The organism is Paraburkholderia fungorum (genome assembly GCF_003610895.1).
GTDB classification, from domain to species: Bacteria; Pseudomonadota; Gammaproteobacteria; order Burkholderiales; family Burkholderiaceae; genus Paraburkholderia; species Paraburkholderia fungorum_B.
Genome location: NZ_MCAS01000007.1, coordinates 193,074 through 209,150, shown reverse-complemented (window position 1 = coordinate 209,150; position 16,077 = coordinate 193,074). Strand labels below are relative to the sequence as shown.

Below are 16,077 nucleotides of genomic sequence, written 5' to 3'. Positions count from 1 at the left end.
GTGTAATTCGCGCTCGGCCGGATGATCTTGTTGTCGATCCGTTGCTCGATGATGTGCGCGCTCCAGCCCGCTGTACGGGCGATCACGAACAGCGGCGTGAACATCGCCGTCGGCACGCCCATCATGTGATACGACACCGCGCTGAACCAGTCGAGATTCGGGAACATCTTCTTCGCGTCCGCCATCACGGTTTCCAGCCGCTCGGCGATGCTGAACAGCTTCAGGTTGCCCGCTTCCTTCGAGAGCTTCTTCGCGACTTCCTTGATGACCTTGTTGCGCGGGTCGGAGATCGTGTACACCGGGTGACCGAAACCGATCACCACTTCCTTGTTTTCCACGCGCCTGCGGATGTCCGCTTCGGCTTCGTCAGGCGTCTGGTAGCGCGACTGGATTTCGAACGCGACTTCGTTGGCGCCGCCGTGCTTCGGGCCGCGCAGCGCGCCGATCGCGCCGGTGATCGCCGAGTAAATGTCCGAGCCCGTGCCCGCGATCACGCGGCCAGTGAACGTCGAGGCGTTGAATTCATGTTCGGCGTACAGGTTCAGCGACACGTGCATCGCGTCGACCCACGCCTTCGACGGCTCCACGCCGTGCAGCAGGTGCAGGAAGTGGCCGCCGATCGAGTCGTCGTCGGTTTCGACTTCGATGCGCTTGCCGTTGTGCGAGTAGTGGTACCAGTACAGCAGCATCGAGCCGAGCGAGGCCATCAGCTTGTCGGCGATATCGCGCGCGCCCGCCAGGTTGTGATCGTCCTTCTCCGGCAGCACGGTGCCGAGCACCGAGACGCCGGTGCGCATCACGTCCATCGGGTGCGCGGCGGCCGGGATCCATTCCAGCGCGGCCTTGACGTTCGCGGGCAGGCCGCGCAGCGCCTTGAGCTTCGTCTTGTAGGCGCTCAGTTCGGCCTGGGTCGGCAGCTTTTCGTGGACCAGCAGATAGGCGATCTCTTCGAATTCGCAGGCGCCGGCGATGTCCAGAATGTCGTAGCCGCGGTAGTGCAGATCGTTGCCAGTCTTGCCGACCGTGCACAGCGCCGTGTTGCCCGCCGTCACGCCGGACAGGGCGACGGATTTCTTCGGTTTGAAGGCGCCTGCGTTCGGCGTGCTGTTATCGGCTTCACTCATCATTTTGTCTCCAACTGCGGGGGTGGCGTTCGTGCGGCAATTAGCGCGCCGAGCTTGTCTTACGGGGTTTCAATGCGATGACCGGTGAAAACGGAAACCAATAACGCAAAGAATGGGCCATGCGCCGCGGCGATCGCTAAGTGCCTGATTTAACAAAAAATCGTCGCCTGGGCATCGCACCCTCAGATTTCACAAGTGAAATCGATAGTTTCAAAATCGAAAATGACGGGTGCATAATAGACGCACTTGTGATCCTCTATCCCCTCCGCCAACACTGCGCCGCACGCCGTGAGCACACCGCCCTTCGATCCCGCGCAGCGCCCCCGCATCTGGGCCGTGAGTATCAGCCGCCTGCGCGATCTGTTTTTCGACATTGCCGGCGAATACGTCGAACGCGCCGATCTGCGCATCGTCGCGCATGGTTTTGAAGACGCCGTGCATGAAATCGACACGGTCGGCGCCGGGCGTCCGGACGTCGTAATTGCGGGCGGCTCCAACGGGGCGTATTTGAAAACACGCGTCAGCGTACCGGTCGTGCTGATCGGCCCGACGGGTTTCGACGTCATGCACGCGCTCGCGCGAGCACGGCGCGACGGCGCGAAGGTCGCGCTCGTCACGCACGGCGACACGCCTGACGAAGTGCGGCGCTTCATCACCGCGTACGACATCGACGTGACATTTGCGTCCTATCAATCGGCGCAGGACGCGGAGAGTGTCGTTCTCGATCTGCGCGATCGCGGTATCGACGCCGTGGTCGGCCCAGGGCTTATCGCCGATCTCGCGGCGAATGCCGGCATGAGCGCGGTGTTTCTGTACTCACGCGCATCGGTACGCGCCGCGTTCGACACCGCACTCGAAGTTGCCCAGGCCACCCGCCGCGAAACAGTTCGCCGTCAGCGGCTCGACAATCTGCTGCAGCATTTGCGCGACGGCGTGGTGGCGCTCGATGCGCAAGGGCGCATCGAAGCCATGAACCAGCGCCTTGCCGGCGTGCTCGGCATCGACGCCGCAAAGGCCGTGGGCCGCGCGCTGCTCGAGATCGCGCCCGATCTCGCCGGCAGCCTGCCGGACTCGGAAGGCGACGCGTTCTGCACGGTGCGGGGCGCGAGCTATGTCGTGCATCGCGGGCCGCTCGCGAGCAGCAACTCGGCACCCGGCACCGTACTGACGTTTCAGGAATCACGCGCGGTCGAGCGGCTCGACCGCACCTTGCGCTCGCGGCAGCGCGTGCAGCAGTTCAGCGCGCGCTATCAGCTTGGCGATATCGTCGGCGCATCCGCTTCAATCGAACGGGTCCGCGCGCTCGTGCAGCGCTACGCCAAATCGGACGCCACCGTGCTGATTCTCGGCGAAAGCGGCACCGGCAAGGAGATGGTCGCGCAAAGCATGCATCAGCTCAGCGCCCGGCGCGACTTCGCCTTCGTCGCCATCAATTGCGGCGCGTTTCCCGAGGCCTTGCTCGAGAGCGAGTTGTTCGGTTACGAAGAAGGCGCGTTCACCGGCGCGCGCAAAGGCGGCAAGGCGGGGCTGATCGAAGTGGCGCACCGCGGCACGCTGTTTCTCGACGAAATCGCCGAGATGCCGCTGTCGTTGCAGAGTCGTCTGCTACGCGTGCTGCAGGAGCGCGAAGTCGTGCGGCTCGGTTCGACTGAGCCGACGCGCGTGGACATCCGCGTGGTCGCGGCGACGCATCGTGCATTGACCGAAGGTATCGAAACGGGCAGTTTTCGCGCGGACCTGTACTACCGGCTCAACATTCTGAGCATCGCGCTGCCGCCGCTGCGCGAGCGGCAAGGCGATCTGTTGCCGCTCGCAATCGAGTTGCTGCTGCAGGCTGCTTCACGCGAGCCGAGGCTGGCGGCCCGGCTGCCCGATGCGGCTGCCGCGCGGCGCATCCTCGTTGGCCTCAGCGAACCATTCGAACGTTATACGTGGCCAGGCAACGTGCGTGAACTGCAGAACGTGATCGAACGGATTGCGGTGGAACTGGCCGACGCGGATACCAGTGCGGATAAGGCCACGAACACGACCGGCGCAGCAGAACCCGTCTTGACGCGCGAGATACTGCGCACCGTCGCACCCGAAATCTTCGAGCCGCCTCGCGCAAGCTCGAAGAAAGCGGCGCTGACCTTACGCGAACGCAGCCGTCACGTGGAAGCAGATGAAATCCGCGCCGCGCTCGCCGCCTGCGACGGCGATCGCGATGCGGTCTGCCAGGCGCTCGGTATCAGCAAGACGACGTTATGGCGGAAGCTGAACGCGGCATCGTAGCCTGCGCCACGCTGCCCTGCTTCGCTACATTCTTCGCCGTGCTCTTCGCCGCGCTTGCGCGGGCACGCGCGATGAACATGCTGGGCGTCATTCCGCAGCATCGTTTGAAATGCCGGCCGAAATGGCTCTGATCGAAAAATCCCACCTCGGTCGCCACCACCGATCCCGGCATGCCCTCGAGCAACAAGGTCTGTGCCCGCTGAATCCGCAGCCCGCATAGATAGCGATACGGCGATGAACCGTACTGCTGACGAAATACCGTCGCGAAGCGCGACACGCTGAGCGCGGACAGCGCCGCGAGTTGCGCGAGCGTCACCGGTTCGTCGAAATGGTCTTCGATAAACGTCCGGGCGGCATTGAGGCTGATGGACTGTTTCATGACGTGGCGATGCTCGGGCGGAGCGCGGCCTGCCCCACGAACCGGGTGACGGAAAACACCTCGAGCGGAATAGGCGTGCTGCCCGTATCGACGAGTTCGGCCAGCGTCTCGCCGACACCCGGACCGATCTGGAAACCCGAGCCGCAGAAACCGAACGCATAGTACAGACCGTCGACTTTGCTGCTCGGCCCGATCACCGGTTCGCCGTCGGGCAGATAGCTTTCCACGCCGCTCCACACGCGGATCACATGCAGCGGCGCCAGCGCGGGCACGAGCCGCCGCAGCTGCGCGACTTGCCGCACGGTATTGCGCGGCACGACCGAAGCGCGGCACGTCACGGCATCCGCGGGGCCGCCTGGCCCTCCGCCGACAATGATGTTGCCGCGCGGAATCTGGCGGAAATAGATACTTTCTTCCTTGATCGAGGTGAACACCCCCATCGACGACTTGAACACATACGGCACCGGTTCGGTCACGGCCATCTGCGGTCCACTCGCGACGAGCGGAACAGGTTCGCCGAACTGTTCGGTGAGACGGCTCGCCCACGCGCCCGCGCAAATCACGAGTTGCGCCGCCCGATACACGTCGCCGCGCGCGCTCTCCACACGAAACCGCTCACCGTCCTTTTCGACGCGCACAATCTCGGTGTTCTCGATCACCTGAGCGCCGAGCCGCGCGGCCGCACGGCCAAACGCGGGCGCGGCGAGACGCGGATTGGCGTGACCGTCGAGCGGCGAAATCGAAGCCGCCAGCACCTCGCGCCCGAGAAACGGAAAACGTTCGAACACGGCGTCGCCGTGCAGCACGGTGAGATCGAGACCGTAAGCGCGGGCATCGATCGCGTATTGATCGAAATTCTCCACGTCTTTCTGGTGATAGCACACGCGCGTATGGCCCGAGGCCAGAAACTCGATGTCCTCGCCGAGCAGGTCCTTCGAGCGTTGCCACGTACGCAGCGCGCGGTTCGACATCGCGAGTTGCGGCAGCGCGCGGCCCTGCCGGCGAATGCCGCCGAAGTTCACGCCGCTCGCCTGCTGCCCGGTGAGTCCGCGCTCGAGCAGAATCACCGAACGCTTACGCTGACGCAGAAAGAAGGCGGTCGTCGTGCCCATGATGCCGCCACCGATCACAATGACATCGGCCTCATTGGTTGTCGTCGTGCTCATTCGCCCACCTCCTCGGTGAGCGCGACTGGCAGCGGTTTGACGGGCGCCTGCCCGCGCAGCCGCCCCACCGATGACAATGGCACCGAAGCCGTCGCCGCGATGATTTCCGCGCCGGCGTGGCCGCAGTAACGCCCTTGACAACGCCCCATGCCAACACGCGAAAAGGCCTTCGCGCGATTGGCCTCCTGCGCGCCGGCCGCGTGCACGACGCGACGCAGTTCGCCGGCTGTAATGGCTTCACAGCGGCAGATGATCGTCTCATCCGGCAAGGAGGCAGCGAATTTTGCGGGCCAGGGGAAGGCTTCCCGCAGGCCGGCTGCAAAGCGTGTAAAACGCGCGAGTTCGGCGCGCAACGACTCGACGCCTTCGACCTGCATGCCGTGATCGCGCAACGCGGCCATTGCCGCGAGGCGGCCCGAGCGTTCGGCCGCATCCGCGCCGCGCACTCTCGCGCCATCGCCCGCCAGATAGACACCCTTGACGCTGCTACGGCCGTCCTCGTCGATTTGCGGCAGCCACTGCCGCGCGTTGTCGTCGAACACGAAGCGGCACCCCGCGAGGTCGGCAAGCTGTGTCTCCGGGCGCAGGTGATACCCGAGCGCGACAGCGTCACACGCGAATTCAAGTTGCTTGCCGCCAGGCAACGCAACCACCACTCCGCTCACACCGTCTTGCGGCGAGCCTTTGATTTCCACCGGCAGCACGCCGCGATGAACCGGCACGCGAGCCTTCGTCAGCACGCGCGTCAGTGCCATTCCCTTCCTGAGGGCGGCAGGAATCGCCAGCAGACGCGGCAACGCAGTCAATCGTTGCATGAAGGTCGACGTGTCGAGCACGGCCGCCACCTGCGCGCCCGCCTTGATGTATTGCGCGGCCACGAGATACAGCAGCGGACCGCTGCCCATCATCACGATGCGCGAGCCGATCGCGCAGCCCTGCGATTTCAGCGCCACCTGCGCGCCGCCGAGGCTATACGTGCCGGCCTGATGCCAGCCCTTGACCGGCATCAGCCGGTCCGTCGCCCCGCTGCAAACAATCAGGGAATCGAACGGCAGCGTCTGGTAGCGCGTGCCGCTCGCCAGGTGCACTGCGTTCGGCGAGATATTCCACACCAGCGTCTCCGGCAGATACTCGATCTTGCCCTTCAGTACATCGAAGCTCTGATGCAGCGAAGCGGCGCGTTCCGCTTCAGTGCCGTACAGCGTCTCGTAGCTGCGCGAAAACCCTTCCGGTTGCCGCCGATAAATCTGCCCGCCGTCACGCCGGCCTTCGTCGATGACCGTCGGCCGCAGCCCCGCTTCGACCAACGTCTGCGCGGCGCGCACGCCCGCCGGCCCGGCGCCGATGATCACTACACGCGGGGCCATATGCCCTCCCCGGCTTCAGCCAGCTTCGTCACGATCGACATGCCAGGCGCCGCAGGTGTGCTGCACGCCCGCATACGTTCGCCTTGCGCGGTCCACACCCAGCAGTCCTGGCAGGCGCCCATCAAACAGAAACCGGCGCGGCGGCCGTCGCCGAATTCCGAATCGCGCAACGTGCTCGCGCCGGTCAGCAAGGCGACCATCAAGGTGTCGCCCTCGGCGGCTTCACGCACAACGCCGTCCACGGTAATCGGAAAGGTCTTGCGGCCCGTCTCCGCAAGCCGCACAAATCGTCCACTCATGCCGGGGTCGCCTCCGCGGTCTGCAAGCGGTTCAGTTCAGCCGCCGGATGATGGCAAAGAATCTCCGCACCCGACGGCAGTTTCTTCAACGACGGCGGCGTGACATTGCACATCCCGTCGATGCGGACCGGGCAGCGTGCACGGAACGAGCACAACTCGGCAACATTGGCGCTCTCGCCCATTGGCGGCAGCGCCGCACAACCCACCGCGCGGCGCGCGTCGAGCCAGCCGGGTTTCAGGGCGGGCACCGAATCGACCAGCAAACCGGTGTACGGGTGATAGGGCGGCGCCGCGAGCACATCGCGTTGCCCGGCTTCCACGCGCTGCCCCGCGTACAGCACGATGACTTCGTCGCAAACCGCGCGCACGGTCGAGATATCGTGGCTGATGAACATGTACGACACGCCGAGCTCGCGGCGCAATTCAGCGAGCAGGTCGAGGATCGCCGCGCCGACCACCGTATCGAGCGCGGAGGTGACTTCGTCGCAGAGGATCAGCGCGGGGTCGGCGGCCAGCGCGCGCGCCAGATTCACGCGCTGCTTCTGGCCACCGGAAAGTCCAGCGGGCGTACGCGTGGCAATCGAGGCGGGCAGCTTCACCAGATCGAGCAATTCCAGCATGCGTTTTTGCGCAGCCGCACCCCGCAGATGGTGATAGAACGCAAGCGGACGACCCAGGATATCGGCGATCGAGTGGCTCGGATTCAGCGCGGTGTCGGCGTTCTGGAACACGATCTGGATCTGCCGGTACTGCTCAGGCGTACGGCGCGACAGTTGCGCCGGCAACAGCGTGCCGTTGAAAAACACTTCACCGCGCGCACGGTCGACCAGACCGGCCACCACGCGCGCGAGCGTCGTCTTGCCGGAGCCGGATTCGCCGATCACGCCGAGCGTGCTGCCACGCGGGATCGAGAGGCTCACGTCGTCGAGCACACGCACGGCGGGTGCGCCGAAACGGTCGACGCGTCCGTAACCGGCCGCGAGTCCGCGAATTTCGAGCAGCGGCGGAATGTGTTTGCCGACCTGCGGCGTCACCAGCTCCACTTCCGGGCGTCGCGTAGCCGCGAGCAGTTGACGCGTGTAAGCATCCACGGGCGCATCGAGCACCTGCGCGACCGCGCCGTTCTCCTTCACCGCGCCGCCATTCAGCACAACGATGCGATCCGCCATCTGCGCAACCACGGCCAGATCGTGCGACACGTACACGGCGGTCGTGCCGAGCTCACGAATCACTTTCTTGAAGGCCGCGAGCACCTCGATCTGCGTCGTGACATCGAGCGCGGTGGTCGGCTCGTCGAACACGACGACGGCCGGATCGGTGATCAACGCCATGGCGGCCATCAAGCGCTGCAACTGCCCGCCCGACACCTGGTGCGGATAACGCTCGCCGATTGTCTCCGGCGCGGGCAACGCAAGCGCGCGGAACAGTTCGACCGCTTTCTTGCGCGCCGCCTCGGCCGACATCACGCGATGCAGCAACGCCGGTTCGGTCACCTGATCCATGATCGTGCGCGACGGATTGAAACCCGCCGAGGCACTCTGCGCGACATACGCCACGGTCCGCGCCCGCAATCCGCGACGGCCTTTGGCATCGAGCGACAGGACGTCCACTTCGCCCACGCGCACCGAACCGCTGCTGATCGAACACCCCGCCCGCGCATAGCCGAGCAGCGACAACGCAATCGTCGTCTTGCCCGAACCGGACTCGCCGATCAGCGCCAGCACCTCGCCCTTCTTCACCGAAAAACTGACACCCTTGACGATCTCGGTCACCGGTCCCGGCGCCGCGCCCGCGACAACCCGCAGACCCTTTACCTCAATCATGTCCCGCTCAGCCCGATCAGCCCGATCAGTCATCACGCACCTCCATGGCTACGGCCACGACGCCGCAGGTTGTCGATCAGCAGATTCATACCGATGGTCAGCGTCGCAATCGCGACCGCCGGCATCAACACAGCCGGCGCGCCCTCCGACAAACCGCCGATGTTCTCGCGCACCAGCGACCCCCAGTCGGCATTCGGCGGCTGCACGCCAAGGCCGAGGAAACTCAGCCCGCTCAGCAGCAGCACGATGAACACGAAGCGCAAGCCGAAATCGGTGAGCATCGGATAAATCATGTTCGGCAGCACCTCCACACGCGCGATATAGAAAATGCCCTCGCCGCGCGCCTTCGCCACCTGAACGTATTCAAGGCCCATCAGGTTCACCGCGAGCGAGCGCGAAATGCGGAATGCGCCGGGGATATAGGCCAGCGCGGCCACCGTTGTCAGCATCGTGATCGACGAGCCGAACGCGGCGATCACAACGAGCGCGAGCACCTTGCTCGGAATCGAAATCAGCGCGTCGAACAGGCGGCTCAAAATTTCATCGACCCAGCGACCGGACACCGCGGCGAGCAAACCGAAGAACGTGCCGATCACACTGGCGAGCACCGCGGCGGCCAGCGCAAGGCCGACGGTGTAGCGCGCGCCGTAGAGAATCCGGCTCAACATGTCGCGGCCGAGATAGTCGGTGCCGAGCGGATACGCCGTGCTATAGCTGCCGAAAATCTCCGTCGAGGTCAGCGCGCCGCCTTTGTACGGCGCGACCAGCGGCCCGATGAAGGCGACGATCAGCCAGAACACCACCAGCACGAGGCCGATCAGGCCGAGCACGGAGAAGCGGTGCACCAGCCGTTTCAGCATGCCCTGCCTGAGCGCTGCCGCTTCAACGACTGGCGGCTCGATAGCGGGCTCATCGGGACCCAGGTCGTACAGTTCGGTACTCGCATGGGGAACATGGGGATTGGTAGGTTGGCTCATCATCGACGCAGCCTCGGATTGGATACGATTTGACACAGGTCGGCGATCAGCACCAGCGCGAGATACGCCGCGCAGAACACCATCACGCAGCCCTGCACGAGGGGCATGTCGCGGTTGGTGACGGCATCCACCATCAGGCTCGCGAGGCCGGGATAGTTGAAGATCGATTCCACGATCACCACGCCGCCGAACAGATACGAAAGGCTCAAGGCCACCGCGTTGGCAATCGGCCCGATGGTGTTGGGCAACACGTGCCGCAGCACCACGCGGGCGGGCGATGCGCCCTTGAGGATCGCCATTTCCACGTACGACGAATTGAGCTGATCGAGCACCGCGGCGCGCGTCATGCGCGCCATCTGCGCGACGATCACGCAACACAGCGTCATCACCGGCATCGCGTAGATGCGCAACAGCGCGCCGAACGAATGGACCTCCGAGAGATAGGACAGCGCGGGCAGCCAGCGCAGCTTGACGGCGAAGATCAGCACGGCGACGGTGGCAATCAGAAACTCGGGCACGGCCACCGTCGAGAGCGTCAGCACGTTAAGCGTGCGGTCGAGCAGCGAGCCGCGAAACATCGCCGACGAAATGCCGATTACGAGAGCGAGCGGCACCGAAACCAGCGCCGTCAAACCGGCCAGCACCAGCGAATTCGGCAGGCGCGTGGCAATCAACTCGCTGACCGGCAGATTGTTCGACAGCGAGGTGCCGAAGTTACCGCTGACAATATGAATGAGCCACTCGAAGTAGCGTTGCAGCGCCGGCTGGTCGAGACCGAATTGATGCCGCAAGGCCGCGACGGCTTCCGGGGTCGCGGCCTGGCCGAGCGCCTGCTGGGCGGCATCGCCGGGAAGCAGTCCGGTAATGGCGAACACGACCGCCGAGACCAGCAGCAGCGTGAGCAGCGCGAGGCCAAGGCGCGCGGCAATGAGTCGTTGCGCGTGTGCTTTCATCGAAGGTCGCCTCCTACATGCAACGTAGTTGCCGTTAAAGCCGCACACCGCGGGACAGCGGTGTGCGTATTGCCGGTGTTGCCGGATGTAACCGCTTGCTGCGAGTGGGGCGCAGCTGCGTTAGGCTTCCAGCCAGACGTTTTCCGCAAACATGAAGCCCATCAGACCGGCCAGCGGAATCGAGCCCAGTCCCTTGAGCTTCGAGGTATAGGCATCGAGCGAACTCTGGAACAGCGGAATGCCGACACCGCCCGTTTCATGCACCAGCACCTGCATGTCGCCATAAATCTTCTTACGCTTCGCGTCGTCCGGCTCGCCACGCGCCGCAACCAGCATCTGGTCGAACTTCGCACTCTTCCAGTTCGCCTCGTTCCACGGTGCGTCCGACTTGAAGAACTGGGTGAAGATCACGTCGGCGCTCGGACGCGCGTTGATATTGCCGAAACCCAGCGGATGCTTCATCCAGTGGTTCGACCAGTAACCGTCGGCCGGCACGCGCGACACCTGAAGATTCAAACCGGCTTGCGGCGCCACCTGCTGAAGGAACATCGCCATTTCAACCGAGCCCTCCGCTGCGGGCGAGGCAAAGATCTGGATCGGCGCGCTGCCGACCTTGGCCTTCTGGAAGTGGAACTTCGCCTTGTCCGGATCGAAGGCGCGCTGCGGCAAACCGGCCAGGTAGTACTTGTTGGTCGGATCGATAGGCTGATCGTTGCCGATCGTTCCGTAGCCCTGAAAGATCGCCCGGCGCATCTGCTCGCGATCCTGCAGGTACATCATGCCTCGCCGAAAATCGTCGTTGCCGGTAATGCCGCCGTCGTCGCGAACAATCAGGTCGGTGTACTCGCCGGTCTTTGTTTCCAGCACGCCGAAACCGCCGGCGCCCTTGATCTGGGCCGTCGAACGCGGGCTCACCGAGTTGATCAGTTGCACGTCGCCCGAGAGCAGCGCGTTCACCCGCGCCGATTCGTCGCCAATCCCGATCAATTCGACTTCGTCGAGGTGCGGCAGGCCCGGCTTCCAGTAATTCGGATTCTTCACACCGACTGTACGCACGCCCGGCGAGAATTCCTTGACCTTGAACGGGCCGGTGCCGACCGCCGTTTTGAAGTCTTTGGTGCCGTCCTTGATGATCTGGAAATGCGAGGTGGCGAGAATGACCGGCAGATCGGCGTTCGGACCTTCCAGCGTGATCGTCACTTCGTTCGGGCCCGTCGCCTTCACTTCCTTGATCTGATCGGCCAGCGTCTTCGCTTTCGACGCCGTCGCCGGGTCCTTATGGCGCATGATCGAATACACGACGTCGGCCGGCGTGAACGGCTTGCCGTCGTGGAACTGCACGCCCGTGCGCAGCTTGGCCACCCACACCGTCGCATCCTTCGTATCCAGCGAGGTGGCGAGCGCCATCTTCGCGCCGAGATGCGAATCGAGTTCGGTCAGACAGTTATAGAACATGAAGCCGCGAACGTAATCCGTGCCGAGCGCGCCCTTTGCGGGGTCGAGCGTATCGGCGGCCGAAGCGGATTGCGTCGCCACACGGATCTTGCCACCCTGCTTCGGCTTCGCTTGCGCCAATGCCGCGCCGCTCGCAGTCAGAAGACCCGCGCCCGTCACCGACATCATCCCGGCCGCGGCCATCGCGCGCAGCACGCCGCGGCGCGATGCGCCTTTTGACGTCAACCGCTCCAGCTCGGCGCCGAGTTGGAGAGCGTCATATTGTGAGGTTTCCTTATTCATCGAACTTCTCCGCGAGGGTGACAGGGGTAGCTGCGTGGTTTTAATGGCAAGTACAACAATGAAGAATCAATAGAAAATGTCTTTGATGCGGTAGTACGTCCCTACCAGCGGCAGGAACCAGGGTTTGCCCGTGTGGCCCGGAATCGCGGGCCATTCGGACTCGCGCCACGGATTGCGCTCTTCGTGGCCGTCCATTACGTCGGCCATCACCTGGCCCATATGCGTCGACATCTGCGTGCCGTGCCCGCTGTAGCCCAGCGAAAAATAGATGCCGTCGTGCTGCCCGGCATGCGGCAGACGGTCGGCGGTCATATCCACGAGACCGCCCCAGCAATAGTCGATACGTGCTTTCGCCAGCATCGGGAACATCGCGACCAGCCCCTGTTGCAGAATCCTTCCGCTCTTCGCGTCCGAAGGCCGTTCGGACGCCGTAAAGCGCGCCCGTCCGCCGAACAGCAGGCGCGAATCCGGCGTCACGCGGAAATAGTTGTGCATCAGGCGCGTGGTGGTGTAAGCGCGCCGGTTCGGAAACACCTGCGCCAGCAGTTCCGGCGACAGCGCTTGCGTCACGACGATGAACGAACCTACCGGCGCAAGCCGCCGCCTATACCAGCCGAATGGACCATGCCGCGACGGGCCGGTCGCGATCAGCACCTGCTTCGCGCGCACTTCGCCGCGCGCGCTGGTGACCTTGAACCCGGCGCCGTCTTTCGCGATCGCGGTGACCGCCGCGTTTTCATACAGCTTCGCGCCGCGACGAACCGCGGCATCGGCGAGTCCGACCGTGAACTTGCCCATATGCATCTGGCCGCCGTGCCGTTGCAGCAGTCCGCCGTAAAAACTGTCCGACTGCACTTCGCTGCGAATCCGTTCACGTCCGATTAATTCGATATCCGTATCGACTTCGCGCCGGATCAACTCCGCCGTCTTTTCCAGGTGCGCCAGGTGATGCGGTTTCGACGCCAGCTTCAGCTTGCCGGTCGCGCTGTAATTGCAATCGATGTTTTCCTCGCGAATCAGACGCTCGACCGTATCGACCGCATCCGAAAACGCCCGGTAACAGGCGCTGGCCCGCTCCACACCCAGTTGCGCAACCAGTGCGACGAAGTCCTGCGCAACGCCCGTATTCACCTGCCCGCCGTTGCGCCCGGACGCGCCGCCGCCGATGCGCCCCGCGTCGAGCACCGTCACCGAAGCGCCGCGCTTGCCCAACGCCTGCGCCGCCGACAGCCCGGTGAAGCCGCCGCCGATCACGACGACATCGGCCTGGCCCTCCACCGGACCCTCACACGCCGAAAGAAGCGGCGGCGCGGTGTCGAGCCAATAGGAATCGAGCTTCATCCGGTCTGTCCTTGAGATGGGCAATGAGCGAGGCGGCGCATGCGCAAACGGTGCTTACAGGCCGAGTTCCGCGGCCAGATGCGGAATGTCGTTGACTTCGTAGTACTGGTAGTACGGCGTGGACGGTTCGTGGCCGCGCTTGACGAAGGCCTTGTGCTTGATGCCCAGGTCGTGTGCGGTCATCAGGTCGTAGCGCAGGCTCGACGACACGTGCAGCACGTCTTCCGGATTGCAGTTCAGCTGGTCGAACATGTACTCAAAGCCCTGCATGCGCGGCTTGTACGACTGTGCCTGCTCGGCCGTGAAGACCGCGTGAAACGGCGCGCCGAGCTTGTCCACGTTGCTCTGGATCTGGTTATTCGACGCGTTCGACAGAATCACCAGCTTGTACTTTTTCGCCAGACGCGAGAGACCTTCCGGCACGTCCGGGTGCGGACCCCAGGTCGGCACGGCCAGATAGACCTTCTCGGCTTCCTGTTCGTCGAACGCCACGTTCATGCGCTTGCAGGCACGGCGCAACGCGTTGACCACCACGTCGCGATACGGCTTCCATGCACCCAGCACTTCGTCGCGGCGATAGCCCGCGTAGAACGCCACGAGCTTTTCCAGATCCTCAGCGTTGAGCAGGTGACCGAACATTTCGCGGGTCATGTCGGCCATGCGGAACTTCGTAAGCGTTCCGTAGCAGTCGAAGGTGATGTATTTCGGTTCGAATTCGATCATGGTGCAGTCCTATCGTGGTGGTGAACTCGAAAGCGAGCTCAGTGGCGAAAGCAAGGTAACTGTGTTGCATGGGACAGGAGCAGGTGCTTTGCCCTAACGCCTGTCGGCAAAAGTGAATCCCTGTTAAAGATTTAATCAGTGCAAAAACACAGATGTTCCTGATTCATGCGCTGCCGGTGACACAAACCATGCGTTTTGATGCCGTCGCGCAGCACAGTCTGCGGTGGCCGGGCTGGAAGCCCCGTCCACTCAGGCTCGCAGGTCGATCAGCACGCTCTTGAAACGCAGGTTTGCCTCGTAGGCCTGGCGGCCGAGGTCCTTGCCGATGCCGGAGCGCTTGTAGCCGCCCGTGGGGATCATGAAGTCGGAGGTACGGCCATAGCGGTTGACCCAGACCGTCCCCGCCTCGAGCCCGCGCACGAAGCGCAGCGCCCGGCCGAGATCGGCCGTGTGCACGCCGGCGGCGAGCCCGTACTCGGGATGCTGGGCGAGCGAAAGCGCTTCCTCCTCGGTGTCGAAGGTTTGCAGCGTCAGCACCGGGCCGAATACTTCTTCGCGCACGGCTTCGGAGTCGGCGGTGACGTCCGTGAGCAGCGTCGGCGTGTAGAACGCGCCAGTCAATGCAGCCGCCTCGCCGTCAGCCCGCGTGCCGCCGTAGCGCAGCGTCGCGCCCGCCTCCAGCGTGCGTCCGACGATCCCTTCGATGCGCGCCGCCTGGGGCGCGGAGATGATCGGCGACAAGGTGGTGCCGGCGGCCCATGTGGCGCCGGGTTTCAACTCGGCGAAAATCTTGCCGATGCGCTCGGCCAACGGCTCCGCGAGACTTCGCTCGACCAGCAGGCGCGAGCCCGCCACGCACACCTGGCCGGCATTGCCGGTAATGGCGCCCGCGATCCGCCGCGCCACGTCGTCCAGACGCGGGGCGTCGGCGAACACGATCTGCGGACTCTTGCCGCCGAGTTCGAGCGTGACCGGCTTGGTGCCGCTATGGGCGCAGGCCGCCATGATGGCGGCGCCGGTACGCGTGGAACCGGTGAAGGTGACCTTGCTGATCTTGGGATGGCGCACCAGTTCGTCTCCGGTGACACGGCCGTCCCCTTGCACCACGTTGAAGATGCCTGCCGGCACGCCGGCCTGCACGGCCAGTTCGGCGAGCCGCAACGCCGAGAACGGCGTCATCTCCGAAGGCTTCAGCACCACCGCGTTGCCCGCCGCGAGAGCCGGTGCGATCTTCCACGAAGCCATCACCAGCGGGAAGTTCCACGGCGCGATGGCGGCGATCACGCCATACGGCTCGGCGATCGTCATGCCGAGGTGGTCATGGTCGGTTGCCGCCACGTCGCCGCCCAGCTTGTCGGCGAATTCGGCGTAGAAGCGGATGCCTTCGGCGGTGAACGGCACGTCCCAACCGACAGCCTGAGCAATCGGACGGGTCGAACCGAGCGCTTCCAGCCGGCCCAGGAACGACGCATCGGCTTCGACGAGCTCGGCGAAACGGCGCAGAATTTTGGCGCGCTCACGCGGCGCCATGCGCGCCCAGCCGCTCGTTCTGAAGGCCTGCCACGCGTTCTCCACCGCGCGATCCACCATCCCGGCGTCGGCGAGCGGCAGTGAGGCGTAGGTCACGCCGTCCGAAGGGCGCGCCACCTCGATGTGACGCCCGCCGTCGCGGCCGTCCCCCTCTACATATTCACCGCCGATAAAATGTCCGCTGCGAATCGCGACGTCGTCCGGATTGAAGCTGTCCATGAGAAAAGTTTCCTGTGTGACTGGCTGTGGGTCCCGGGCGGTGCGTCCACGGTGCGTCAGAATCACGCCGCCGCCATGACAAAATCGTAGAGCCGCACGCGCGGCATATGTCGCCGACAAAAATCCCCGCGCAGCAGAACGCGCCTGTAATGAGCGTCCAGACTGAGC

13 protein-coding genes are annotated in these 16,077 nt (G+C 64.4%); 1 reads left to right on the top strand and 12 read right to left on the bottom strand.

The window, feature by feature from the left end; translation table 11 throughout:
• The coding region (gene prpC, locus BCY88_RS09215) for a bifunctional 2-methylcitrate synthase/citrate synthase (RefSeq protein ID WP_120343951.1) at positions 1-1,124 on the bottom strand (1,124 nt) is incomplete at its 3' end.
• Positions 1,125-1,412: 288 nt separating this feature from the next.
• On the opposite strand from prpC, the gene prpR reads away from it, so the two are divergent.
• Complete coding sequence (gene prpR / locus BCY88_RS09210; protein ID WP_120343950.1) at positions 1,413-3,395, top strand: propionate catabolism operon regulatory protein PrpR; 1,983 nt, start codon at positions 1,413-1,415, stop codon at positions 3,393-3,395.
• Here the strand turns inward: prpR and BCY88_RS09205 are convergent.
• The 11 genes from BCY88_RS09205 to BCY88_RS09155 all read right to left on the bottom strand — a co-directional run bounded on the left by BCY88_RS09205 (position 3,352) and on the right by BCY88_RS09155 (position 15,909).
• Positions 3,352-3,774, bottom strand: coding sequence for a helix-turn-helix domain-containing protein (locus BCY88_RS09205; protein ID WP_120343949.1), 423 nt, complete (start codon positions 3,772-3,774; stop codon positions 3,352-3,354). The two genes, prpR and BCY88_RS09205, sit on opposite strands and share 44 nt — an antisense overlap.
• Complete coding sequence (locus tag BCY88_RS09200; protein WP_120343948.1) at positions 3,771-4,940, bottom strand: NAD(P)/FAD-dependent oxidoreductase; 1,170 nt, start codon at positions 4,938-4,940, stop codon at positions 3,771-3,773. Before BCY88_RS09200 ends, BCY88_RS09205 begins: the two co-directional genes overlap by 4 nt.
• Positions 4,937-6,307, bottom strand: coding sequence for an FAD/NAD(P)-dependent oxidoreductase (locus BCY88_RS09195; protein ID WP_120343947.1), 1,371 nt, complete (start codon positions 6,305-6,307; stop codon positions 4,937-4,939). The genes BCY88_RS09200 and BCY88_RS09195 overlap by 4 nt, the downstream gene beginning before the upstream one ends.
• On the bottom strand, positions 6,292-6,606 hold the full coding sequence (locus BCY88_RS09190) for a (2Fe-2S)-binding protein (protein ID WP_120343946.1): 315 nt from the start codon (positions 6,604-6,606) through the stop codon (positions 6,292-6,294). Before BCY88_RS09190 ends, BCY88_RS09195 begins: the two co-directional genes overlap by 16 nt.
• Positions 6,603-8,462, bottom strand: a complete 1,860-nt coding sequence (locus tag BCY88_RS09185; protein WP_120343945.1) for an ABC transporter ATP-binding protein — start codon at positions 8,460-8,462, stop codon at positions 6,603-6,605. Before BCY88_RS09185 ends, BCY88_RS09190 begins: the two co-directional genes overlap by 4 nt.
• The gene (locus tag BCY88_RS09180) at positions 8,462-9,409 is read right to left on the bottom strand and encodes an ABC transporter permease (protein WP_120343944.1); all 948 of its coding nucleotides are present in this window, start codon (positions 9,407-9,409) and stop codon (positions 8,462-8,464) included. The genes BCY88_RS09185 and BCY88_RS09180 overlap by 1 nt, the downstream gene beginning before the upstream one ends.
• Entirely contained in the window at positions 9,406-10,359 is a 954-nt protein-coding gene (locus BCY88_RS09175) for an ABC transporter permease (protein WP_120343943.1), read from the bottom strand. The genes BCY88_RS09180 and BCY88_RS09175 overlap by 4 nt, the downstream gene beginning before the upstream one ends.
• Before the next feature lie 120 nt (positions 10,360-10,479).
• Positions 10,480-12,096: an ABC transporter substrate-binding protein gene (locus BCY88_RS09170; RefSeq protein WP_120343942.1), complete on the bottom strand. Its 1,617-nt coding sequence runs from the start codon at positions 12,094-12,096 to the stop codon at positions 10,480-10,482.
• Between the two features lie 66 nt (positions 12,097-12,162).
• Positions 12,163-13,437 (bottom strand): NAD(P)/FAD-dependent oxidoreductase, encoded by a 1,275-nt coding sequence (locus BCY88_RS09165; protein WP_120343941.1) that lies wholly within the window; start codon positions 13,435-13,437, stop codon positions 12,163-12,165.
• 54 nt (positions 13,438-13,491) lie between these two features.
• Positions 13,492-14,160, bottom strand: a complete 669-nt coding sequence (locus BCY88_RS09160; protein ID WP_120343940.1) for a haloacid dehalogenase type II — start codon at positions 14,158-14,160, stop codon at positions 13,492-13,494.
• A gap of 249 nt (positions 14,161-14,409) precedes the next feature.
• Positions 14,410-15,909 carry an aldehyde dehydrogenase family protein gene (locus BCY88_RS09155; protein WP_120343939.1) on the bottom strand — a complete coding sequence of 500 codons (1,500 nt, stop codon included), beginning with the start codon at positions 15,907-15,909 and terminating at the stop codon, positions 14,410-14,412.
• Positions 15,910-16,077: the final 168 nt, after the last annotated feature.